The organism is Mesorhizobium sp. AR02 (assembly GCF_024746835.1).
Classification (GTDB): Bacteria; Pseudomonadota; Alphaproteobacteria; order Rhizobiales; family Rhizobiaceae; genus Mesorhizobium.
Genome location: NZ_CP080531.1, coordinates 1186351 through 1206385, shown reverse-complemented (window position 1 = coordinate 1206385; position 20035 = coordinate 1186351). Strand labels below are relative to the sequence as shown.

Below are 20035 nucleotides of genomic sequence, written 5' to 3'. Positions count from 1 at the left end.
ACCGACATGCCAAGCCTCTATCGCCTCCATCGCGCCGCTTTGTGCGCGGCGGTGTTCGGCATCGCCGCCATTTCGACGGCGAGTGCCGAGGAGATCATCATCGGCGCGGCGACCGCGCAGACCGGCGGCCTTGCTCCCTACGACCAGCCGGCCCTTGCCGGCCTGCGCATGTCGCTCGACGAGCTCAACGCCAAGGGTGGGCTCGGCGGCAAATACACCGTCAAGCTGCTGATCAAGGACACGCGCTCCGACACCGCGCAGACCGCCACCGTCGCCCAGGAACTGATCGATGCCGGCGCCAAGATCATGATCACGCCGTGCGATGCCGATCCCTCGATTTCCGCCGGCCAGCTCACCCAGCCGCTCGGCATTCCGACACTGACGCTGTGCGGTTCCGCTCCCGTGCTGACAGGCGCGGTCGGCGACGTCATGTTCGGCACCTATCCGGCCGACAATGTGCAGGCGACGGCGGTTGCTGATTTCGCAGTTTCCGAAGGCAAGAAGAAGGTGTTCCTGCTGACCTCGCCGGATTCCACCTACACCGCCAACCTGCCGGAATATTTCGGCAAGGTGTTCGAGAAGAAGGGCGGCGCCGTCGTCGGCCGCGGTACCTTCAGCATGGGCCAGCCGGACTTCTCCGCCGAGATCACCAACATCAAGGGCCTGGCCGACAAGCCGGACCTGATCATGACGGCGGCCTATGAGCCGGACTTCCCCGCCTTCATCCAGCAATTGCGCGGCGCCGGCGTCACCATCCCGGTCTACGGCGCCGATGCCATCGGCACGCCGACCATCAAGGCCCTGGGCAAGCTGGTCGACGGCGTCGTCTACACCGCCGCCGGCTATGCCGAGCCAGGCAGCAAGCTCGAGGCCTTCAACGCCGCCTTCACCAAATATGCCGGCCACGCCCCGGAATCGACCTATGAGGTCAACGGCTACGAGATCGGCCTGATTCTCGATCAGGCGGTGAAGACCGCCGGCTCCGACGATCCCAAGGCGGTTCGCGACGCCATCGCCAACCTCAAGGATTTCGAAGGCATCACCGGCAAGATCACCTATGCCGGCACCAACCGCATGCCGCTGCGGCCCGTGGCGCTGATGCGCTACGATGGCGGTGAGGGCAAGCATGTCGAGACGCTGATCCCCGACGCCACCGACGTTCCGGCACCGTGACGTCATGCTGAGCGTCGAAGCCCTGAAAATCCGGTACGGCGAAGTCGAGGCGGTGCGCCGCGTCGACCTCACCGTCGACAGTGGCGAGATCATCGCGCTGGTCGGCGCCAACGGCGCCGGCAAGAGCTCGACACTCGGCGCCGTTGCCGGGCTGGTGCCGGCGGCGTCCGGCAAGGTGGTGTTCGACGGCGTCGACATCACCGGCCTGGCGCCGGAGGCGATCGCCCGCAAGGGCGTCGCGCTGGTTCCAGAAGGCCGCCGCATCTTCGCCAGCCTGACGGTGGCCGACAATCTGCGGCTCGGTGGTGCGGTGCATCAGCCCGCCGCCGAAGCGAGGGTGCGCGAGGAAGAGATGCTGGAGCTGTTCCCGATCCTGCGCCGCTACCACCGCGTCAAGGGCGGCAACCTGTCGGGCGGCGAGCAGCAGATGCTGGCGATTGCCCGCGCGCTGATGGGCAAGCCGCGCATGATCCTGCTCGACGAGCCCTCGCTTGGCCTTGCGCCGCAACTGATCGACACCGTCTTCGACCTGATCGCCGACCTGCGTCGCAAGGGCCTGACCATCCTTCTGGTCGAGCAGAATGTGGCGCTGGCGCTCGAAATCGCCGACCGCGCGGTCGTGCTCGCCAATGGCGAGGTGGTGCTGTCGGGCACGGCAAAGGAACTCGCCTCGTCGGACCTCGTCCGCCAGGCCTATCTGGGAGCTTGAGAAGCATGATCGCGCAGCAGATCATCAATGCGGTCAGCCTCGGTGGCGTCTATGCGCTGCTGGCGCTCGGCCTGGCGATCGTCTTTTCCATTGTCGGTCTCATCAACTTCGCCCATGGCGAGCTGATGACGCTGTCGGGCTATGCGCTTCTGGCCTCGCTGGTGCTCGGCTTGCCCTTTCCGGTGGCCGTGCTTGTCGCCGTGTCCTGCGGCGCGCTTGCCGCCGTCGTCATGGAGCGCATCGCCTTCCGGCCGATGCGCGGCGCCAGCGTCACCAGTCTTCTGCTGACCAGTTTCGCAGTGTCCAGCCTGCTCAAGGTCGTCTTCCAGAACGGCATCTCGGCCCGGCCGCAGGCCGTCGCCATGCCTGGCTGGATGACCGGCGCTTTCTCCTTCGGCGATTTCACCATCGGCGTTGGTCCGAGCATTTCCATCGTCGTCTCGGCGCTGGCGCTGATTGCGCTGGAAGTCTTCCTGCGCCGCTCGGTGACCGGCACGGCGATGCGCGCCGCGGCCGAGGATTTCGATGTCGTGCGCCTGATGGGCATTCCGGCCAGCCGCATCATCGCCACAGCCTTCCTGCTTTCCGGCCTGCTCGCCGGGCTGGCTGCCATGCTGTGGGTGGCGCAGCGTGCCTCCGTCGACCCGCTGATGGGTTTTACGCCGGTACTGAAGGCCTTCATCGCCGCCGTCGTCGGCGGGCTGGGCAGCCTGCCAGGTGCTGTCGCCGGCGGCTTCCTGCTCGGCATCATCGAGGTGCTGCTGCAGGCGACGTTGCCGGCGGCGATCGCGCCCTATCGCGATGCCATCGTGCTGTCGGGCGTCATCGCCGTGCTGCTGCTGCGCCCGCAAGGCCTGATCCCGGCGGTGCGCGTGCAGCGTAGTTGATCTCATGTACAGCAAGCCGGAATTCGCGCCTTTGTCGCGCGACGACGTGTTCGGCCTGATCGATGCGGCCGCCTTCGCCACGGTGGTAACATCGGGGCCGCAGGGGCTCGTCGTCTCGCATCTGCCGTTCGTGCTTGATCGCACGCGCGGCGCAAACGGCACGCTGGTTTCGCACTTGGCGAGGGCCAATCCGCACAGCGCCCTGATTGCGCAGGGCAGGGAGACGGTTGCCATCTTCCAGGGTCCGCACGGCTACATCTCGCCGTCCTGGTATCCACGCAACCCGGTGCGCGACAGCGCGCCGACCTGGAATTTTGCCGTGGTGCATTGCCATGGGCACCCCGTGCCACTCGACGACCACGGCACCGCCCGGCATTTGCTGCGACTGGTCGATGTCCTGGAAAAGGATCGCGACGACCGCTGGCGCATGCGCGAACTCGGCCCCGGCGGCATGGAGCGGCGCATACCCGGCATCATCGGCTTCGACATGCCGATCGAGCGGCTCGAGGCCAAGTTCAAGATGGGGCAGGATGAGCGCCTCTACGACACGGCCGGCGCGATCGGCGCTCTGGAGGAAAAAGACCCGGCGCTGGCGACGATGATGAAAGCCCACAACGCGCACCGCCAGGACTGACCGGCGCGCCGGCAAGGACGCAAAATGATCCCCAACCTCAACATCGTGCCGTTCGTCAGCGTCGACCATATGATGAAGCTGGTGCTGAAGATCGGCGTCGAGCGCTTCCTCGTCGAACTTGCCTTCTATATCGAGGACGACTTCCGCCGCTGGCAGTTGTTCGACAAGACGCCGCGCGTCGCCTCGCACAGCGCGGAGGGCGTCATCGAGCTGATGCCGACCAGCGACGGCGAGGTCTACGGCTTCAAATATGTCAACGGCCATCCCAAGAACATGCGCGAGGGCCGTCAGACGGTGACTGCCTTCGGCATGCTGGCCGATGTCCACAATGGCTATCCCGTATTGCTGTCCGAGATGACCATCCTGACCGCGCTGCGCACGGCGGCGATGTCGGCTCTCGCCGCAAAGCACTTGGCGCCGGCCGGCTCCCGCAGCATGGCGCTGATCGGCAATGGCGCCCAGGCCGAGTTCCAGGCGCTGGCCTTCAAGGCGCTGCTCGGCGTCGACAGGCTGCGCCTTTACGACATCGATCGCTCAGCCACGCAAAATGCATCCGCAATCTCACTGGCCTCGGCTTCGATATGACCGCCTGCACCACCGCGCAGGAGGCGGTCGAAGGCGCCGACATCATCACCACCGTCACCGCCGACAAGCAGTATGCCACCATCCTGACCGACAACATGGTCGGCTCCGGCGTCCACATCAACGCCGTCGGCGGCGACTGCCCGGGCAAGACAGAGCTACACCGCGACATCCTGCTGCGTTCCGACATTTTCGTCGAATATCCGCCGCAGAGCAGCATCGAGGGCGAGATCCAGCAGCTTGCGCCGGATCACGAGGTCACTGAGTTGTGGCAGGTCATATCAGGCGCCGTGCAGGGGAGGCGCGATGCCGCGCAGATCACGCTGTTCGATTCCGTCGGCTTCGCCATCGAGGACTTTTCGGCGTTGCGCTATGTCAGGCATCAATTGAAGTCGACGGGCCTCTATCAAGAACTCGACATGCTGGCCGACCCCGACGAGCCGCGCGACCTCTTCGGCATGCTGTTGAGGGCGGCCCAGCCGGGTTGAGGGTGATTGGGCGCGCCCAGCGCCGGTCTGATCGCGATCATCATCCGCTTGCCAGTGCGAATGGAAAAATTGTTCGTCACGGCCGCAACGAAAGGCTGATCGTTTCTTTCCCGGCAATCTGAAGTCGATGAGACTTGCGCGCGTCGATGGCGGCTTCGGCCGCGAAAAAGTGCCTGCATGTTCAATCGGCTGGGTTTTCCGGGCGGAGATTTCAAGCAACGCCCTGAACGCGCCAGGAAAGGAGCCTGATATGCCCAGAATAGTACCTGTGCTCGATCTGAGCCGTCTTGAGCAAGGCGCGTCGGCACGCCGGACATTTCTGGCGGACTTGCGTTCCGCTTCGCGCGACATCGGCTTTTTCTATCTCGCCGGACATGGCATCTCCTGGGCGGAGATCAGCGAGGTGCTCACCGCGTCGCGCCAGTTCTTTGCCTTGCCTGAGGCCGACAAGCTGGCGATCGAGATGGTCAAGTCCTCGCAGTTCCGCGGCTACACGCGCGCCGGCGGTGAACTGACCAAGGGCAGGGAGGACTGGCGCGAACAGCTCGACATCGGCGTCGAGCGCCAGCCCATAGCACAAGGGCCGGGAATTCCCGCCTGGACGCGGCTGCAGGGACCGAACCAGTGGCCCGCAGCGCTGCCGGATCTCAAGCCGGCGCTGCTTGCATGGCAGGGCAAGGTGACGGCCGTGGCGATCCGGCTGCTGAAGGCCTTCGCGCTGTCGCTCGATCAGCCCGAGGATGCTTTCGACCCGATCTACAGCAGCGAGCCCAACCATCGCATGAAGATCGTGCGCTACCCCGGGCGCGATGCGACTGGCGGCGACCAGGGTGTCGGCGCGCACAAGGATGGCGGGTTCCTGACGCTGCTGCTCCAGGATGACAATAAGGGGCTGCAGGTCGACTATGATGGAACCTGGGTCGATGTAGATCCCATTCCCGGCACGCTCGTCGTCAACATCGGCGAATTGCTCGAACTGGCCTCCAACGGCTATTTGCGCGCAACCGTGCATCGTGTCGTGACGCCGCCCGCCGGCGTCGAGCGCATTTCGGTGCCGTTCTTCTTCAGCGCCAGGCTCGATGCGACGATACCGCTGCTTGGCCTTTCCGAGGAATTGGCTGCGCAGGCGCGCGGACCCGCCAGCGATCCGGACAATCCGCTGTTTCGCGATGTCGGAACCAATGTGCTGAAAAGCCGGCTGCGCTCGCATCCCGACGTCGCGCGGCGCCATTATGCGGATCTGCTCGAGGGGGAAAGCCGGGTTGGCTGAGCCTTGGGCCAAGAAAGGACAGGATTTTTGCCATCCTGGCCGATTTTTAGAAAATCGTTCGTCGTATCTGGCCGAGAATCGGTCCAAAAGAGAAAAATCCGTTCGGTGTTTTCCTCCCATTTCGCCGAGCGGTGTTCCCCTCTGAAGGTTATGACCTTCTTTTTGGCCGGGCCGTCTTCGCGCCCGGCCTTTTTCTTGGCTTGCGCGTTGCCGTCGCCGTGCTGATCCGGCAAGTTTCAATACAGCTCATTCGCCAGCCATCGACCGCAGTCCCGTGGAAAGAAGGAGAAGTCTCATGACATCCAATGTCGCCGTCATCGCCGGTGCCGGCTCCGGCCTGAGCGCCTCGCTGGCGCGCCTTCTCGCGAAGGAAGGGTTCAGCGTCATTCTGGCCGCCCGCAACATCGAGAAACTCGGTGCCTTGCAGGCTGAGACCGGTGCGCAGGCCGTGGCAACGGATGTCTCCGATGCCGCATCGGTCGAGCACCTGTTCGATGTCGCCGACAAGGCCGGTCCGCTCTCGCTGGTGGTTTTCAACGCCAGCGGACGCGCTCGCGGACCGATAGTGGAGCTCGATCCCGAGGCGGTCCGGCAGGCTTTGCTGGTTGGCGCCTATGGCGGGTTCCTGGTCGGCCAGCAGGCGGCCCGACGGCTGGTGGCGCAAGGCTCGGGTTCGATCCTCTTCACCGGGGCGACGGCAAGCATCAAAGGGTTCGCCGGCTCGGCCGGTTTTGCGATGCCTAAATTCGGCTTGCGCGGGCTGGCGCAGTCCATGGCCCGCGAACTGGCGCCGAAGAACATCCACGTCGCGCATTTCATCATAGACGGCGCGATTGCCTCGGTTGCGGCCGGCCAGGAGTCCGAGCCGCAGGATCGCCGGCTGTCTCCGGACGCGATCGCCGAGGCCTATCTTTCCATCCATCGCCAGCACCGCAGCGCCTGGACCTGGGAAATGGAGCTCAGGCCCTGGGTCGAGACCTTCTGACGGGGTGCGCAGGGGTCCGACTTTGGTGCGTCCTGTGGGCACGGTTGAGAGGAGTCGACATTGCATGAGGATGTCACTATATAGCGGCGGCTTCGCTGGCTCGCGCCTAGAAGCGAAACGTCAAAAGGCGGCTGTAGCGACAGCCATTGAGATTAAGAAACGGACTGAAAGCCGCAAAAGGTAGAAGCAATTGCTTGGAGCGGGCCAGATCCCGCCAACGGTACAGTCCTTCAGAATCAGAAAATGTTCTTCACCCCTCGATTTCCTTCAGCTCTGTGGACCCTGGACGGCATTGACTTGCCGGCTGGCCGCGACTCGGCTGGAATGGGAGAATGCATCCTTTGCGGGATGCCGACGTTTATGATTACCAACCGGCTTTGCCGCCAGGGAACAGCAGTATGAGTGAACACGCGATCGAGTTCTTGCGGGGATGGATCGGCGAAAAGGTCCATTGCCAGTCCCAGGCCAGGATCGACAAGCAGGCCGAGACATTGGCCAGGGAATGCGCCGCCAAGGCGGCGGAGGTCGGCATCCCGCTGGAGGACATCCAGGAAGAAGTCGGTGATATCCAGGAACTCATCGCTTCCCGGCTCGAGGAAGCCGCCGAGGCCGACGAGCACCAGCAGGCCTCCAGCAAGGCCGTGGAATAATTTTAGGGACGATCCTGTCTGAAACGCGCGGGCCCTTCGGCCCGCGTTTTCGTCTCAGCCGAACTTTTCTTTCAGCCCGAACTTTTCTTTCAGCCAAGTCTTCAGCAGCGCCGGCACGAAATTGCCGTCGCGCCCGGTCATATCGTCATTGGCGACCAGGGCGTTGAGGATCGATTCCTCCACCGCCTGGATCACGGCATCGAAAAACGGATCGATGTCGGTGTCCGGGATGAAATCGGCATTGGCGAGCCGGCCCGACGGCGCCAGTGCGGCGGCAGGATTGGCTGTCGAGAAGGCGAGAAAGATGTCGCCCGAGCTGTGGTAGCCGAAGCCGCCGGTCATGGCGACGCCGAGCGGCACGCGGCGGGCCAGCCGGTTCATCTGGTGCGGCAGGAATGGCGCGTCGGTGGCGATGACGGCGATGATCGAGCCCTTTTCGGCGCGTGGCGTGCCTTCGCGGATCGCCGGCTCCGCGAGTTCGGACCCGGCACGCAGGCCGCGAAGCGTAAAATTGCGCCGCTTGCCGAAATTCGACTGCACGAAGGCGCCGACCGCGTAGGAATTTCCCTGCCACCCGACGATGCGTGACGCCGTGCCCGAGCCGGCCTTGAAGCCGAAGGTGATCATGCCGGTGCCGCCGCCGACGCTGCCTTCCTCGATCGCACCGCTAGCGGCACCGTCAAGCGCCTGGGCCACGTGCTCAAAGGTCAAATGATGGCCATTGATGTCGTTGAGGAAGCCGTCATAGGTCTCCGCCGCCACCGGCAGGCCCCAGGCGCTGTCGAGCGCGGCCGGCAGCACCTGGTGCATCCAGCGCAACGTGCCGTCACGCGAAACACCGCAGGAATGCGTGTTGGTGATGGTGATCGGGAAGTTGAAAGCGCCGGTTTCCTCGATGATATGCGAGCCGGTCAGCTCGCCATTGCCGTTCTGGCTGAAAACGCCGGCGAAGACCGGCGTGGCGAGATCTGCGCGCGGCCTGGGCAGGATCGCGGTGACACCGGTGCGCACCGGTCCCTTGCCGACGACGAGCGGCCCGTCACCTGAAATCAGCGTCGCATAGCCGACCGCGACGCCGGGCACGTCGGTGATGGCGTTGAACGGCCCGGGCGTCCCGTCGAAGCCGATGCCGAAGCTTCGCGCGCGCGGCTTGCCGCTGGGCGTGGCCAGATGGTGCGGATTGTCGGTCATGGTCAGAACAACGATCCCTGATTGCCGGGTTCCTTGGTCTTGGTCGCAGGCCTCGCAACCGGCTTCGGCCGCGCCGCACCGCTGGTTGCCACCGCATCCGCCGTGCCGTCGGCGAACTCCAGCGAGAGCGCCATCCCCGATGCCACGTCAGCCGCCTGCTTGATGACGGCGCCATCGGCATCCTTCACCAGCGCAAAGCCGCGCGCCAGGACGGCCTTGTGCGACAGCGTGGTCAGCAGGCGTTCGGCCTGGCTCAACTGGCCGCGCAGGCGCTCGAGCCGCAGCGAGATGACCCGATCCTGCCGCCTGGCGAGCGCCGCCAATGTGTCGGCCTGCAGTTTCTGCCGGCGTGCGATCGGTGCCGGCGAGAGCCGCGTTGCGGTGCGCGCAAAGCGCGCGCGCCGTTCGCGCACGATGGCAAAGAACGCTGCCTGCGCGCGGGCGAGGTCGCGGCCGGTCAGCGTGCGCGCCTCGTTCATGCGCCGCGACAGCGTGGCCGGCGTCAGCCTTTGGCCCTGGAGACGTGCCCGCTTGCGATCGACGCTGACGGACAGGCCGCGCCCGAGCCTGGATGTCGCCTCGTCGAGGCGCCGGCGCGGCAGCGCCAGCAATTGATCGGGCGAGGGCAGCGCGCGCGCCGCCGCGCGGGCGGCCTGCCGCTTGCGTTCGAAATTACGCAGCACCGCGGCCTTGAGCCGCGCGCCAAGGCTGGCCAGCGTCGCTTCGAGGTCAGCCTTCACCGGCACGGCGATTTCGGCGGCGCCCGTCGGTGTCGGCGCCCGCACATCGGCGACAAGATCGATCAGCGTCCAGTCGGTCTCGTGGCCGACCGCCGAGATCACCGGAATGCCGGAGGCCGCAACGGCGCGGGCCAACGCCTCGTCGTTGAAGCCCCAGAGGTCCTCGAGGCTGCCGCCGCCGCGCGCCACGATCAAGAGATCGGGGCGCTGGATGGAACCATCCCATGCCAGCGCGTTGAAGCCGGTGACGGCGTTGGTCACTTCCACGCCTGATGTCTCGCCCTGCACGCGCACCGGCCAGACCAGCACATGCAGCGGAAAGCGGTCCTTGATGCGGTGGATGATGTCGCGGATGACGGACCCTGTCGGCGAGGTGACGACGCCGATGACGCGCGGCATGAAGGGCAACCGGCGTTTGCGGCCGGCATCGAAAAGCCCTTCCGCCTGCAGCCGGCGCTTGCGCTCTTCCAGCAGCGCCATCAGCGCCCCGGCGCCGGCAGGCTCCAGATTGTCGATGACGATCTGGTAGTTGGATTTGCCGGGATAGGTGGTGAGCTTGCCGGTGGCGATCACCTCCATCCCTTCCTCGGGGCGGAATTTCAGCCGGCTCATCGTGCCTTTCCACACCACGGCGTCGAGCCGGGCGCGGTCGTCCTTCAGCGCGAAATAGGCATGGCCGGAGGAATGCGGGCCGCGATAGCCGGAGATTTCGCCGCGCACCCGCACATTGCCGAAAACGTCCTCGACCGTGCGCTTCAGCGCGCCGGAGATCTCGCTCACCGTGTATTCGGTGGCGTTGGTGCGTGATTCGGATGCTGCTTCACTCATCGGCCGATTGGGGGCCGGTTGGGCTCCCGCGTCAAGGCGCCAGTGCCTGCGCAAATGTTATAACGCGATCTTAAGGCTGGTTTGGTTGACTGCGCCCAACGAAGCTGGCCAAGGACGCATGAGCGCACGCGCACATCGCAGCCCATTGACGTATCAGGTCACGCTGACCGTGCTGGCGCTTGCCGCTTTTGCGCTGGTTATGGTCGTAGGCTTCGGCTTCTACGCCGCAATGCAGGCCGACCGCGTTTCGCTTGAGCGCCAAAAAATCTTCTTCGCCAACGGCTTGCAGGACCAGATCGCCGCCGTCGAGCGCGAACAGGAAAGTGTCTCGGTCTGGGACGATTCCGTCACCAATGCCAAATCAGGCAACCAGGCCTGGATGGCCGAAAACCTCAGCGTCTGGATGTATTCCTACTATGGGCACAACCGTGTCTACGTGCTGGATGACGCCAGCCGTCCAATCCACGCCATGCAGGAAGGCAAGGTGGTGCCGGCTTCCGTTTATGGTGCGGATGAGCCGGCTTTGTTGCCGACCATCGAAAAGCTGCGCCGGCTGATCGCCCAACCGCCGAAGGAGAGTACATCCGGCGGCCCGATCAAAATGATCGCCGAGGACCTTGTGTCGCTTGACGGGAAACCGGCCATTCTCAGTGTCATGCCGCTGGTGCCGAGTTCGGATCGGGTCACCCAGGCCCCGGGAAGCGAATATCTGCATGTCTCGGTGGAGTTCATCAACGCCACCGTCATCGGCAAGATTGCTGAAAAATACCTGCTCGACGGCGCCCACCTGCTGCCTTTGTCGCAATCGGTCGGCTCGGCTGCCATTCCGCTGATGGATTCGCGCGGTGTCATTCTCGGCTATATCGGCTGGGATCAGGAGCGCCCGGGTTTGACACTGATACGCAAGGCCGGCCCGGCATTGATCGCAGGCATGCTGCTTGCCGCAGGTGCGCTGGCTTTTCTCTTGCGCCGCCTGCGACGGACATCGTTGGCGCTGCAGACAAGTCAGGCGGACGCACAGTATCTCGCTTTTCATGATACGCTGACGGGGCTCCCCAACCGGGCGCTTTTCGAGGATAGGCTGCGACGGGCTTTACTCACGACCGGGCGCGATACGGCAAGGACGGCGCTGCTCTATCTCGACATCGATCGGTTCAAACATGTCAACGATACGCTCGGTCATCCCGCCGGCGACGAACTCGTGCGCCAGACAGCGGCCAGGCTTCAGAGGACGATCCGCGAAATCGATACGGTGGCGCGGGTCGGCGGCGACGAGTTCGCGATCATCCTGGTCGATATTCGCGAGACCAGGGTAGCTGAGGACATTTCGGAACGGCTGCTGCGGAAATTGCAGGAGCCTTTCCGGCTGATGGATGACCAGGTCTTCGTCAGCGCCAGCATCGGCATAGCCTTGGCGTCGGGTCCAAAAGTCGATGCCGACGATCTGCTGCGCAAGGCCGATATTGCACTCTACGAAGCCAAGAAGAATGGCCGCGGCCGCTATCAGGTCTTCGCCGGTGACATGGACGACCTGTTGTTGCGCAAGCGCAAGGTCGAGAACGCGCTCCGCCGCGCCCTCCGTGGCGGGACCGAGATCAAGCTGGCCTATCAGCCGATCTTCGCCGCCGATGGCCGGGCGATCGTCGGGGCAGAAGGGCTGATCCGCTGGGCGCATGAGATTCATGGCGCCCTGCCGCCGCAACAGTTCATCGCCATTGCCGAGGAACGCGTCATGATCGGCGAGCTTGGCCAATGGGTGCTGCGCGAGGCCTGCCGCTTCGCATCCAGCACGCAATTGCCGTGGGTGGCCGTCAACGTCTCACCGCTGCAACTGCGCGACGCAGGTTTTGCCGAGCAGGTCGCGTCGATCCTCGCCGAGACCGGCCTGCCGCCGGCGCGATTGCAGCTCGAGATCACCGAAAGCGTGCTTCTGGAAAATAACGATACGACCAGGATGGTTCTGGAAGCCTTGCGCCGATCGGGCGTTGGCGTGGTGCTCGATGATTTCGGCACCGGCTATTCATCGTTGAATTACCTGCGCCGTCATCTCATCGACAAGCTCAAGATCGACCGTTCCTTCGTGCGCCTTCTCGACCAAGACTCCAGCTCCGCCGCGATCGTCAAGGCGTTAATCGATCTGGCGATAGCGCTCGATGTCGAAGTCACCGCGGAGGGCGTCGAGACCGAGGAGCAAAAGGCGCTGCTCGTCGGCATGGGCTGTCATCAGATGCAGGGTTATCTGCTCGCGCCGCCGCTCGAGCCTGCCCAGTTGCTGCTCTTGCCGGGCCTGTCGCCCATTCAGAGCGGACCAGCGTCGATGCGCGCGTAATTCTTCCTACCAGCCCGGCAGGATCTGGTTCGGCCTGGTCCGCTTCATCTTGGCGAAGGCGAGGGCCGCGAAGTCGAATGATCCCGTCTCCTCGCCGAGCGGCACCGAGATGTTGTCCAGGCTTTCCGAGATGTGGCGGGCAAGCGCATCGACAATCTCCGGCCGCGACGTCTGGCCGCGCATGATGCCGATGCGGCAGTCGGGCAGGGCGCCGAAGCCGTCGGCCTCGCCCAGCACCCGCATGCCGGGCCTGAGCGCGCATTCCGGCAGCACCGAGATCGCCAGGCCCGAAAGCACGGCGGCGGTGATGACGGTCGCCGAGAAACTGGTGAACAGGATACGATAGTCGCGGTTCTGCTGGTCCAGCACATCGACGGCGGCGCGCCGCCAGATGCAGTTGGGCCGGCCAAAGGCCATCGGCAGCGTCACCTGTTCATGTGTCGCGTGGTTGGCCGAACTGACCCACAGCAGCGGCTCGCGCCGCACCACTTCCGATTGGCCGCGCACATCATTGTGCGTCACCAGCGCCAGGTCGAGATTGCCGCGCTTGATGTGTTCGACCAGCCCTGGCGTCGGCTCGCAGATGACGGTCAGTTCGACACGGGGATTGGAGCGCGTGAAGCGTGCCATGATCTCCGGCAGGAAGCGGTCGGCATAGTCGTCCGGCGTGCCGATGCGGATCGTGCCTTCAAGCCGCTGGTCGTCGAAGGCGGCGAGCGTCTCGCGGTTGAGATAGAGCAGCCGCCTTGCGTAGGAGAGCAGCTTGTCGCCTTCCTCCGTCAATTTGTTGGTGCGCCCCTCCTTCTCGAACAGCGGCTTGCCGATGCGCTCCTCCAGCCGGCGCATCTGCATCGACACCGCCGACTGGGTGCGGTGCACTTCTTCGGCAGCCCGCGTGAAGCTGCCGGTATCGGCGATCGAGATGAAGGTTTGCAACTGATCGAGATCGAGCGGCGCTTTCATCGGTCCAATCCATCATTGATGTTGATGCTAAAGATTAGAAACATTCGTTGGATTAATCAATCGGTCGATGGCAAATTGGCATTGTCCACATGAAGGCATGTGAATTGGGACCGGAGCGGCCGCTGTTATCGGCGCCGCTTGGCTGGTTTCGTCCGCCCTACAGCGCCGCGCGTCCTTTGGACGCGCAAAGGACGCTGTAGCACTTTGATTTTGCGCATGATCCTTTTCCGAACCTACGGTTCGGGGTCATGCGGCAGTCTGAAGGAGACCGACAATGACCACGATCGATTTCGCCACCGAGACCTCGCGCATCACCTCGCGTCCGGCCGTTGCGATGCGCGTGGCCAATACGGTCTTCAATTTCTACCGCGCCTGGAAAAATCGCCGCGCCTTCTACCGCCTTGGCGAGATGTCGGATGCCGAGCTCGCCGATATCGGCCTGACGCGCGCCGACCTGCATGTCGCCATCGACGTGCCGTTCGGCCGCGACCCGACGGCCATCCTGCGCGAAATCGCCAGCGATCGCGTGGAAACGGTCGAGGACATCGCCCGCAAGGTGGCCTGATCGTCTGAATTTCGGTCCTGCTGAACCTTTTCAGGGTTCGACGCGACCAAGGATTATGCAGGCTCCCCACTCCCTGCCGGTTCCCCGCCGGCCTGCCTGCACGCTGCCCGGTCCTCCCAAGGACCGGGCTTTTCTTTTCTGGCTTGCTCAGTATGGCCGTAGACTTGGCGCCTACCGCCGGTCCATGTCCCGCTTGAACTGGTCGAAGATCGTTTCCACGCCCTTCTGGTAGTCGTCACGCTGCTGGGCGCCGGTCTCGAACATCTTGCCGAACAAATCGTCGAACGGGTTCCTCGGCCTGCCGCTCGGATTGGCCTGCGGCTGCGGAGCCTGGCGCTGCTGCGGTGCCTGTGGTTGTTGCGGAGCGGGCTGCCCACCCGGTAGGCCGAAGCCACCGCCCCCACGCAGCATCTCTTCGAAGATTTTCCCAAGCGGATTGTCGCCATAGGGGCTCTGCGTCTGCTGGGGTTGCGGCTGCGCCCGGCCTTGCGGCTGTGGCGTGCCGCCACCGAACATGTCCTGCAGCACCTTCCCCAACGGATTATCGCCATAGGGATTGGGTGCCGGCTGCGGCTGGCTTTGTGGTTGCGGTGTGCCGTCGCCGAACATGTCCTGCAAGACCTTGCCGAGTGGGTTGTCCATCGGGGGTTGCGGCGCCTGGCGCTGTTGCGGAGCCGGGGCCTGCATGCCGCCGCCTTGCCGCATCATCTGCTCGATGATCTCGCCCAGCGGATTGTTGCCGCCGCCAAAACCGCCGGCGGCCTGCATCTGACTTGTCGTCTGCTTGAACAGTCCGCCCATCACCATGGAGGCGATCGCGGGCAGCATCTGCTGCAGGATCTGCTGGCTGACGCCGCTCGCTTGCGCCGCCTGGCTGGCGACGGCACGCGACAGGTCCTTGGAACCGAACAGATGCCCGAGAATGCCGTTGCCTTCATCGACGCCTTGCGGCGAGAAGGCCCGGGTCGCGTCCTCGAAATATTTGGCGTGCTGGCCGCTTGCCATCGCCGTCATGAAGGCGCCGAGCCCGTAAGGATCGGCGGTGTTGCGCTGCAACCCCTGTGAAAAGGCCGGCAGCAGTGCTGCCACCGCCGCCTGTGTCTGCTGCATCGAAAGCCCATATTGTTGGGCAAGCGCCTGCATGCCGTTGCCGTTCTGGGCCTGCGTCAGCATGTCGAACAAGGTAGGCATCGGCTTCTCCTCCGGGAAATCCTGGCGGAGAGCCTAATTCGTTTCGATGCCTGATTGAAGCGGCTTTTGCCGCTGGGTTAATAGGCGTATTCCATGAACACCGGCTCGATCGAGCCGCCCCAGCGCGTGTGGTAGGCCGAAAGCATCTCCTCGGCGCTGGTCGTGCCGCGCGCAACCACTTCGTCCAAAGTGTTGAGGAACGAGGTTTCGTCGTAGCCGTCGCGGTTCTTCTTGCCGCGGTTCTTCAGCCCCGTGCGCGAAATGGCCATGACGTCGCGTGCAATCTCGCGCAGCGTGGTGTTGCGGAAGGGCGCGCCAATGCCGAGTTCCGGCACGGCGTTGCGCATGGCCAGCACTTCCTTGTAGGTCCAGCTCGCGGTCAACGCCTCGGCCGCGTCGAGCGCCGCCTCGTCGTAGAGCAGGCCGACCCAGAAGGCCGGCAGCGCGCAGATGCGCCGCCACGGGCCGCCGTCGGCACCGCGCATTTCCAGAAACCGCTTCAGCCGCACGTCGGGGAACAGCGTTGACAGGTGGTTCGCCCAGTCGCCCATGGTCGGCAGCCCGTCCGGCACTTCATTGCGCGCGGCACCGGCCATGAACTGGCGGAAGGTGATATGCGTCATGTCGTGATAGTGGCCGTCGCGGATGACGAAATACATCGGCACGTCGAGCGCCCATTCGACATAGTCGGCGAAGCCGAAATCGGGCGAGAAGCAGAATTCGAGCAGGCCGGAGCGCTGGTTGTCGGTGTCGCGCCAGATGTCGCCGCGCCAGCTTTGCAAACCGTTTGGCCGGCTCTCGGTGAAGGGCGAGTTGGCGAACAGCGCCGTCGACAGCGGCTGCAGCTTCAGCGACACCTGCATCTTGCGGCGCATGTCGGCCTCGCTCTCGAAGTCGAGGTTCACCTGGATCGTGCAGGTGCGGTACATCATGTCGAGGCCCTTGGTGCCGACCTTGGGCATGTAGCGTGTCATGATCTCATAGCGCGACTTCGGCATTTTCGGCGTCTCGGCCAGCGACCATTTCGGGCTGCCGCCGAGGCCGAGGAAGCGGATGCCCATCGGCTCGGCGATCTCGCGCACCTGCGCCAGATGCGCATTGCCCTCGCGGCAGGTCTGATGGATCGTCTCCAGCGGCGCGCCGGACAGCTCGAACTGGCCGCCGGGCTCGAGCGAGATCGCGCCCTGGCCGGTCGGCTCGACCAGGCCGATGATGCGGCCGTCATCCATGATCGGATCCCAGCCGAGCTTCGACTGCATGCCTTCGAGGATGGCGCGGATGCCGCGCTCGCCGCCATAGGGCACAGGCGCATTGCCATCGACATAGAAGGGGAATTTCTCGTGCTCGGTGCCGATGCGCCATTTGTCGCGCGGTTTGTTGCCTTCGGCCAGGTGTTCGACGAGTTCGTCAAAGTCTTCAATTGGCCGGAAATCGGTAGTGTCGCGCGCCATGGTTCAGCCCTCCGCACATGACCCCGAAAATCGACTTTCGATTTTCGGAAAGGATCATGTGCCCAATCAAAGTCCTACAGCGTCCTTTGCGCGTCCGAAAGGACGCGCGGCGCTGTAGGGCGGTCGGGCGACCGCCGGCGGTAAATGGACGAAATGTCAGCAGCCGATCAAGCGAAAAATCCTGAGCCACAGGTCAAGAGGAATTGAAGGCCACGATCCGGGCGGCCTCTTGCAAGAAATCAAGTCTTACCAGTCTCCGACAGTTGCCTGGATCACCGCAAGTGCCGCAACGGCCGCCGTGTCGGCGCGCAGGATGCGTGGTCCGAGCGGAATGGCGGTGACGAAGGGCAGGGCGCGCAGCATCTTGCGCTCGTCGTCGGAAAAGCCGCCCTCCGGCCCAACCAGCAGCCCGAGCTTCTTCTCCTTTACCGCCTGCAGCGCGGTCAACGGATTGTTGGTCGAGGCGTCCTCGTCGCAGAAAATCAGCCGCCGTTCCTTGTCCCAGCCGGTCAGCAGGCGTTCGAACTTTTCCGCCTCGCGCACCTCCGGCACCGCCAGGATGCCGCATTGTTCGGCGGCCTCGACGACATTGGAACGCAGTCGATCGATGGACGGCTTGGCCACTTGCGTGTGCTGGGTGATGACCGGCTGCAGGATGCCGGCGCCCATCTCGACCGCCTTCTGCACGAGATAGTCGAGCCGGCCTTGCTTCAGCGGCGCGAAACAATAGATGAGGTCGGGCAGGGGCGGCTGCGGCCGCTGCGATGCCAGAACCCTGAGTTTGACCGCTTTCTTCGACTTCGCCGCGATGGCCGCCGACCATTCGCCGTCGCGGCCATTGAACAGCAGGATCTCGGCACCTTCGCCAAGCCGCAGCACATGCATCAGATAATGGCTCTGCTGCTGGTCGGCATCGAACTCGACATCCGGCCCGAGGTCGTCAGGCACGAACAGGCGTTGCATCTTGTAATTGGCGCGCATGGCCGAGGAATGGGCGAGCCGGCCGCCGGCGTCAAGCCACGCATGCGGGCTGCGCGGCAAAGACGACATGGCGCTGTCGGAATACCGATGCAGGTCTGTTGCTCCATCGCGCAGTCTGGAGTGCAGGATAACGCGGTCTGGAGGCGTGGGTTGGACAGGATTACACGAGGCGGCTGTCTGTGCGGTGCCGTCAGCTATGAGTTGACCGGTGAACTGCGTCCGATCGTTGCTTGCCATTGCAATCAGTGCAGAAAGGCAACCGGCCATTTTGGAGCGGCCACGCAGGTTGAACAGAAGCAGGCGACCATCACCGGCGATACGCTGCGCTGGTTCAGATCGTCCGAACATGCCGAGCGCGGCTTCTGCTCCGTATGTGGTGGAAATCTGTTCTGGCGCCGGTTTGGCAGCCCGTTCATTTCTGTCTGGGCGGGGACCATAGACGGCAAGACCGGCCTGAAAATGGAAAGCCAATTGTATCCGGAATCCGCGGGCGACTACTACGACTTGCCGGCGGTGCCCATTGTTCCACAATCGGAATTGAAGTAGCGCCGCTGGTCAGTCCGCCCAGGCCGGTCGGTACCCGGCGCCAAGCACGGCCACGCTCGTCGGCGGCGTGATCATGAACGGATCGGCAAGCTCGTGCGCATCGAGACCGATCGCTGGCCCATAACCACCGAAACTCCAGGGTAGGGCCGCACCGTCACGCAGCGCGTAGGGCCTGCTGCCGGCCGCGATCATCGTGCCGTCCGGCAGGGTCGCTAGCGACGCGCTATCGAGCTTGACTGTCTGCCCACCGGAAGCCAGCCGCTCCTTGTGCAGTTTTTTGTCGACCTGCGGCGCGCGCGGCTCGACAATGGCGAAGGCTTCGCCGAAGCGGCCGACAAAATCCTTGGCCCGCTCGCGCTGGCAAAAGAAGCAGGGGCGGTGGCCTGCTGCCAATGCCGTCACCTCGTCGAGGAAGAAAAGCTCGGTCCAACCAGCCTTGCCTCCCGGCCTGTTGCGACCCATCGGCTCGCGCCGCACATCGCGGAATTGGCACACGCAGATGATCCAGGCCTGAAGGGCCCAGCGTTTCCTGAGCAGTGTCTTGGTCTCGGGATCGTGGATGATGCCGCGATTGCCGGTGAACAGCCCGCGCTCGGGCACGGCGTGGATGGCGCCGAACGGATCGACCCGGTTCTGCAGTGGCATAGCTTTCTCTCCGAACACGCTTCTTGGCTGCGATACGGACGGCATGATATCGCTCGTCCCGTCATTTTCATGTCAGCAGGGTTTTGCGATGCGGGTGCTGGTGGTCCAGAACTACGACAATACCGGCCTCGGCCAGGTTGGTGCCGCACTTGCGGAAGCGGGGGCCGATCTCGATGTGCGCCTCCCCTACAAGGGCGATCCGCTGCCGGAGGACGCGGCCGGTCACGATGCCATGGTGGTGCTCGGCGGTGGCCAGAATGCGCTGGCCGACGATGAATATCCCTATTTCCCGGCGCTGCTCGAACTGACCCGCGATTTCGCCGGCAAGGACCGCGCCGTGCTCGGCATCTGCCTCGGCAGCCAGCTTGTCGCCCGCGCCTTCGGCGGTGAGAACCGCATCGGCGGCGCCAATGAATTCGGCTGGCGCGGCGTGTCGCTGACGCCGGACGCCAAGGCCGATCCGGTGCTGGGCGCTCTGCCGGAAAAGTTTCCGATCTTCCAGTGGCACGACGACACGTTCGTGCTGCCGCAAAACGCCGTGCGGCTGGCCGGCAATGACGTTGCCGAAAACCAGGCGTTTCGCGTCGGTCGCGCCGTCTACGGCTTCCAGTTCCATTTCGAGGCCGACCGGCCGATGGTGAAGGACTGGAGCACCTCCTTCGCGCCAACCATCGCCGCGCGGCATCCCGACTGGGCCGGCAAGCTCGATGGCGAAATGGCCCGCAACGGTCCCGATGCCGATGCCGCCGGCCTGGCCATAGCCCGCGCCTGGGTGGCCACGATCTAAGAGCCTGCCCTCGCGCTCCGCGTGACATAATTGGCACGCAACCGTGAAACCGGTTGGGGAAAACCCCTTTCATCCTTGGCTTGTGTCCGCCCGCCATCCTAGAAGGCGCGCGCTCTGCATTGGCTGTGCAACCGGGATGAACCTTTTGTGTGACCCGTGCGACACACCGCCGATACAGAACGCGCTTAGAAGCGCGAAATCGTCGAAACTTTGAAGCGAATTCTCCGTTTCAACGCATTGGTAACCGCCTGGTGCACAGATGCAGGAAGCTCAACAAGAGATGACGTCCGTGAAAGCAGCGCTTCTGTCCTTTGCCATGTTGTCCGCCATCGTGCTGTGCGGTCTCGGCATTTATTCCGCCGATGCCGCCAACAACCACAACGCCGTCGACGGCTACGGCGTCACCGCCTCGCTTCGCTAAAGCCGGCTCGCTCGCGACG

The 20035-nt window shown here is 64.2% G+C and carries 19 protein-coding genes and 1 pseudogene; 13 read left to right on the top strand and 7 right to left on the bottom strand.

The window, feature by feature from the left end; all coding sequences use genetic code 11:
* Nucleotides 1–6: 6 nt before the first annotated feature.
* The 8 genes and pseudogenes from DBIPINDM_RS10250 (at nucleotide 7) to DBIPINDM_RS10215 (ending at nucleotide 7378) form a co-directional block, all read left to right on the top strand.
* Nucleotides 7–1173 (top strand): ABC transporter substrate-binding protein, encoded by a 1167-nt coding sequence (locus DBIPINDM_RS10250; RefSeq protein WP_258585608.1) that lies wholly within the window; start codon nucleotides 7–9, stop codon nucleotides 1171–1173.
* A 4-nt stretch (nucleotides 1174–1177) separates the two neighbouring features.
* Entirely contained in the window at nucleotides 1178–1882 is a 705-nt protein-coding gene (locus DBIPINDM_RS10245) for an ABC transporter ATP-binding protein (protein ID WP_258585607.1), read from the top strand.
* Nucleotides 1883–1887: 5 nt separating this feature from the next.
* Complete coding sequence (locus DBIPINDM_RS10240; protein ID WP_258585606.1) at nucleotides 1888–2769, top strand: branched-chain amino acid ABC transporter permease; 882 nt, start codon at nucleotides 1888–1890, stop codon at nucleotides 2767–2769.
* A 4-nt stretch (nucleotides 2770–2773) separates the two neighbouring features.
* Nucleotides 2774–3403, top strand: coding sequence for an FMN-binding negative transcriptional regulator (locus DBIPINDM_RS10235; protein ID WP_258585605.1), 630 nt, complete (start codon nucleotides 2774–2776; stop codon nucleotides 3401–3403).
* A 24-nt stretch (nucleotides 3404–3427) separates the two neighbouring features.
* Nucleotides 3428–4473, top strand: a pseudogene (locus DBIPINDM_RS10230) (ornithine cyclodeaminase).
* 250 nt (nucleotides 4474–4723) lie between these two features.
* Nucleotides 4724–5743, top strand: coding sequence for an isopenicillin N synthase family dioxygenase (locus DBIPINDM_RS10225; RefSeq protein ID WP_258585604.1), 1020 nt, complete (start codon nucleotides 4724–4726; stop codon nucleotides 5741–5743).
* Between the two features lie 295 nt (nucleotides 5744–6038).
* Nucleotides 6039–6728: an SDR family NAD(P)-dependent oxidoreductase gene (locus DBIPINDM_RS10220; RefSeq protein ID WP_258585603.1), complete on the top strand. Its 690-nt coding sequence runs from the start codon at nucleotides 6039–6041 to the stop codon at nucleotides 6726–6728.
* Between the two features lie 398 nt (nucleotides 6729–7126).
* Nucleotides 7127–7378 (top strand): hypothetical protein, encoded by a 252-nt coding sequence (locus tag DBIPINDM_RS10215; protein WP_258585602.1) that lies wholly within the window; start codon nucleotides 7127–7129, stop codon nucleotides 7376–7378.
* Between the two features lie 54 nt (nucleotides 7379–7432).
* Here the strand turns inward: DBIPINDM_RS10215 and DBIPINDM_RS10210 are convergent, their stop codons facing one another.
* Both DBIPINDM_RS10210 and xseA read right to left on the bottom strand, forming a co-directional pair.
* Nucleotides 7433–8569 carry a P1 family peptidase gene (locus DBIPINDM_RS10210; protein ID WP_258585601.1) on the bottom strand — a complete coding sequence of 379 codons (1137 nt, stop codon included), beginning with the start codon at nucleotides 8567–8569 and terminating at the stop codon, nucleotides 7433–7435.
* A gap of 2 nt (nucleotides 8570–8571) precedes the next feature.
* The gene (xseA, locus tag DBIPINDM_RS10205; RefSeq protein WP_258585600.1) at nucleotides 8572–10137 is read right to left on the bottom strand and encodes an exodeoxyribonuclease VII large subunit; all 1566 of its coding nucleotides are present in this window, start codon (nucleotides 10135–10137) and stop codon (nucleotides 8572–8574) included.
* Nucleotides 10138–10255: 118 nt separating this feature from the next.
* On the opposite strand from xseA, the gene DBIPINDM_RS10200 reads away from it, so the two are divergent.
* The gene (locus tag DBIPINDM_RS10200; protein ID WP_258585599.1) at nucleotides 10256–12466 is read left to right on the top strand and encodes an EAL domain-containing protein; all 2211 of its coding nucleotides are present in this window, start codon (nucleotides 10256–10258) and stop codon (nucleotides 12464–12466) included.
* A gap of 6 nt (nucleotides 12467–12472) precedes the next feature.
* On the opposite strand, the gene DBIPINDM_RS10195 is transcribed toward DBIPINDM_RS10200, so the two are convergent.
* The gene (locus tag DBIPINDM_RS10195; RefSeq protein ID WP_172233601.1) at nucleotides 12473–13429 is read right to left on the bottom strand and encodes a LysR substrate-binding domain-containing protein; all 957 of its coding nucleotides are present in this window, start codon (nucleotides 13427–13429) and stop codon (nucleotides 12473–12475) included.
* A 274-nt stretch (nucleotides 13430–13703) separates the two neighbouring features.
* Between DBIPINDM_RS10195 and DBIPINDM_RS10190 the strand changes: the two genes are divergently transcribed.
* Nucleotides 13704–13994, top strand: a complete 291-nt coding sequence (locus DBIPINDM_RS10190; RefSeq protein ID WP_095198026.1) for a DUF1127 domain-containing protein — start codon at nucleotides 13704–13706, stop codon at nucleotides 13992–13994.
* 171 nt (nucleotides 13995–14165) lie between these two features.
* Here DBIPINDM_RS10190 and DBIPINDM_RS10185 read toward each other — a convergent pair whose 3' ends face one another.
* The 3 genes from DBIPINDM_RS10185 to DBIPINDM_RS10175 all read right to left on the bottom strand — a co-directional run bounded on the left by DBIPINDM_RS10185 (nucleotide 14166) and on the right by DBIPINDM_RS10175 (nucleotide 17617).
* Entirely contained in the window at nucleotides 14166–15185 is a 1020-nt protein-coding gene (locus DBIPINDM_RS10185; protein ID WP_258585598.1) for a DUF937 domain-containing protein, read from the bottom strand.
* Nucleotides 15186–15262: 77 nt separating this feature from the next.
* Nucleotides 15263–16636 (bottom strand): glutamate--cysteine ligase, encoded by a 1374-nt coding sequence (locus DBIPINDM_RS10180; protein ID WP_258585597.1) that lies wholly within the window; start codon nucleotides 16634–16636, stop codon nucleotides 15263–15265.
* Between the two features lie 246 nt (nucleotides 16637–16882).
* Nucleotides 16883–17617, bottom strand: coding sequence for a 16S rRNA (uracil(1498)-N(3))-methyltransferase (locus DBIPINDM_RS10175; protein ID WP_258589238.1), 735 nt, complete (start codon nucleotides 17615–17617; stop codon nucleotides 16883–16885).
* Nucleotides 17618–17767: 150 nt separating this feature from the next.
* Between DBIPINDM_RS10175 and DBIPINDM_RS10170 the strand changes: the two genes are divergently transcribed.
* Nucleotides 17768–18163, top strand: coding sequence for a GFA family protein (locus DBIPINDM_RS10170; RefSeq protein ID WP_258585596.1), 396 nt, complete (start codon nucleotides 17768–17770; stop codon nucleotides 18161–18163).
* 9 nt (nucleotides 18164–18172) lie between these two features.
* Here the strand turns inward: DBIPINDM_RS10170 and DBIPINDM_RS10165 are convergent, their stop codons facing one another.
* Nucleotides 18173–18808 carry a hypothetical protein gene (locus DBIPINDM_RS10165; protein WP_258585595.1) on the bottom strand — a complete coding sequence of 212 codons (636 nt, stop codon included), beginning with the start codon at nucleotides 18806–18808 and terminating at the stop codon, nucleotides 18173–18175.
* A gap of 88 nt (nucleotides 18809–18896) precedes the next feature.
* On the opposite strand from DBIPINDM_RS10165, the gene DBIPINDM_RS10160 reads away from it, so the two are divergent.
* Both DBIPINDM_RS10160 and DBIPINDM_RS10155 read left to right on the top strand, forming a co-directional pair.
* Nucleotides 18897–19595, top strand: coding sequence for a type 1 glutamine amidotransferase (locus DBIPINDM_RS10160; RefSeq protein ID WP_258585594.1), 699 nt, complete (start codon nucleotides 18897–18899; stop codon nucleotides 19593–19595).
* 280 nt (nucleotides 19596–19875) lie between these two features.
* On the top strand, nucleotides 19876–20016 hold the full coding sequence (locus tag DBIPINDM_RS10155; protein ID WP_162034344.1) for a hypothetical protein: 141 nt from the start codon (nucleotides 19876–19878) through the stop codon (nucleotides 20014–20016).
* The last annotated feature ends 19 nt before the right edge of the window (nucleotides 20017–20035 follow it).

Excerpts from the sequence above, each read along its gene's own strand:
- DBIPINDM_RS10240 (WP_258585606.1), top strand. The coding sequence starts at position 1,888 with ATGATCGCGCAGCAGATCATCAATGCGGTCAGCCTCGGTGGCGTCTAT.
- DBIPINDM_RS10220 (WP_258585603.1), top strand. The coding sequence starts at position 6,039 with ATGACATCCAATGTCGCCGTCATCGCCGGTGCCGGCTCCGGCCTGAGC.
- DBIPINDM_RS10210 (WP_258585601.1), bottom strand. The coding sequence starts at position 8,569 with ATGACCGACAATCCGCACCATCTGGCCACGCCCAGCGGCAAGCCGCGC.
- DBIPINDM_RS10245 (WP_258585607.1), top strand. The coding sequence starts at position 1,178 with ATGCTGAGCGTCGAAGCCCTGAAAATCCGGTACGGCGAAGTCGAGGCG.
- DBIPINDM_RS10215 (WP_258585602.1), top strand. The coding sequence starts at position 7,127 with ATGAGTGAACACGCGATCGAGTTCTTGCGGGGATGGATCGGCGAAAAG.
- DBIPINDM_RS10190 (WP_095198026.1), top strand. The coding sequence starts at position 13,704 with ATGACCACGATCGATTTCGCCACCGAGACCTCGCGCATCACCTCGCGT.
- DBIPINDM_RS10195 (WP_172233601.1), bottom strand. The coding sequence starts at position 13,429 with ATGAAAGCGCCGCTCGATCTCGATCAGTTGCAAACCTTCATCTCGATC.
- DBIPINDM_RS10185 (WP_258585598.1), bottom strand. The coding sequence starts at position 15,185 with ATGCCTACCTTGTTCGACATGCTGACGCAGGCCCAGAACGGCAACGGC.
- DBIPINDM_RS10175 (WP_258589238.1), bottom strand. The coding sequence starts at position 17,617 with ATGCGCGCCAATTACAAGATGCAACGCCTGTTCGTGCCTGACGACCTC.
- DBIPINDM_RS10165 (WP_258585595.1), bottom strand. The coding sequence starts at position 18,808 with ATGCCACTGCAGAACCGGGTCGATCCGTTCGGCGCCATCCACGCCGTG.
- DBIPINDM_RS10200 (WP_258585599.1), top strand. The coding sequence starts at position 10,256 with ATGAGCGCACGCGCACATCGCAGCCCATTGACGTATCAGGTCACGCTG.
- DBIPINDM_RS10155 (WP_162034344.1), top strand. The coding sequence starts at position 19,876 with ATGACGTCCGTGAAAGCAGCGCTTCTGTCCTTTGCCATGTTGTCCGCC.
- DBIPINDM_RS10160 (WP_258585594.1), top strand. The coding sequence starts at position 18,897 with ATGCGGGTGCTGGTGGTCCAGAACTACGACAATACCGGCCTCGGCCAG.
- DBIPINDM_RS10250 (WP_258585608.1), top strand. The coding sequence starts at position 7 with ATGCCAAGCCTCTATCGCCTCCATCGCGCCGCTTTGTGCGCGGCGGTG.
- DBIPINDM_RS10225 (WP_258585604.1), top strand. The coding sequence starts at position 4,724 with ATGCCCAGAATAGTACCTGTGCTCGATCTGAGCCGTCTTGAGCAAGGC.
- xseA (WP_258585600.1), bottom strand. The coding sequence starts at position 10,137 with ATGAGTGAAGCAGCATCCGAATCACGCACCAACGCCACCGAATACACG.
- DBIPINDM_RS10235 (WP_258585605.1), top strand. The coding sequence starts at position 2,774 with ATGTACAGCAAGCCGGAATTCGCGCCTTTGTCGCGCGACGACGTGTTC.
- DBIPINDM_RS10180 (WP_258585597.1), bottom strand. The coding sequence starts at position 16,636 with ATGGCGCGCGACACTACCGATTTCCGGCCAATTGAAGACTTTGACGAA.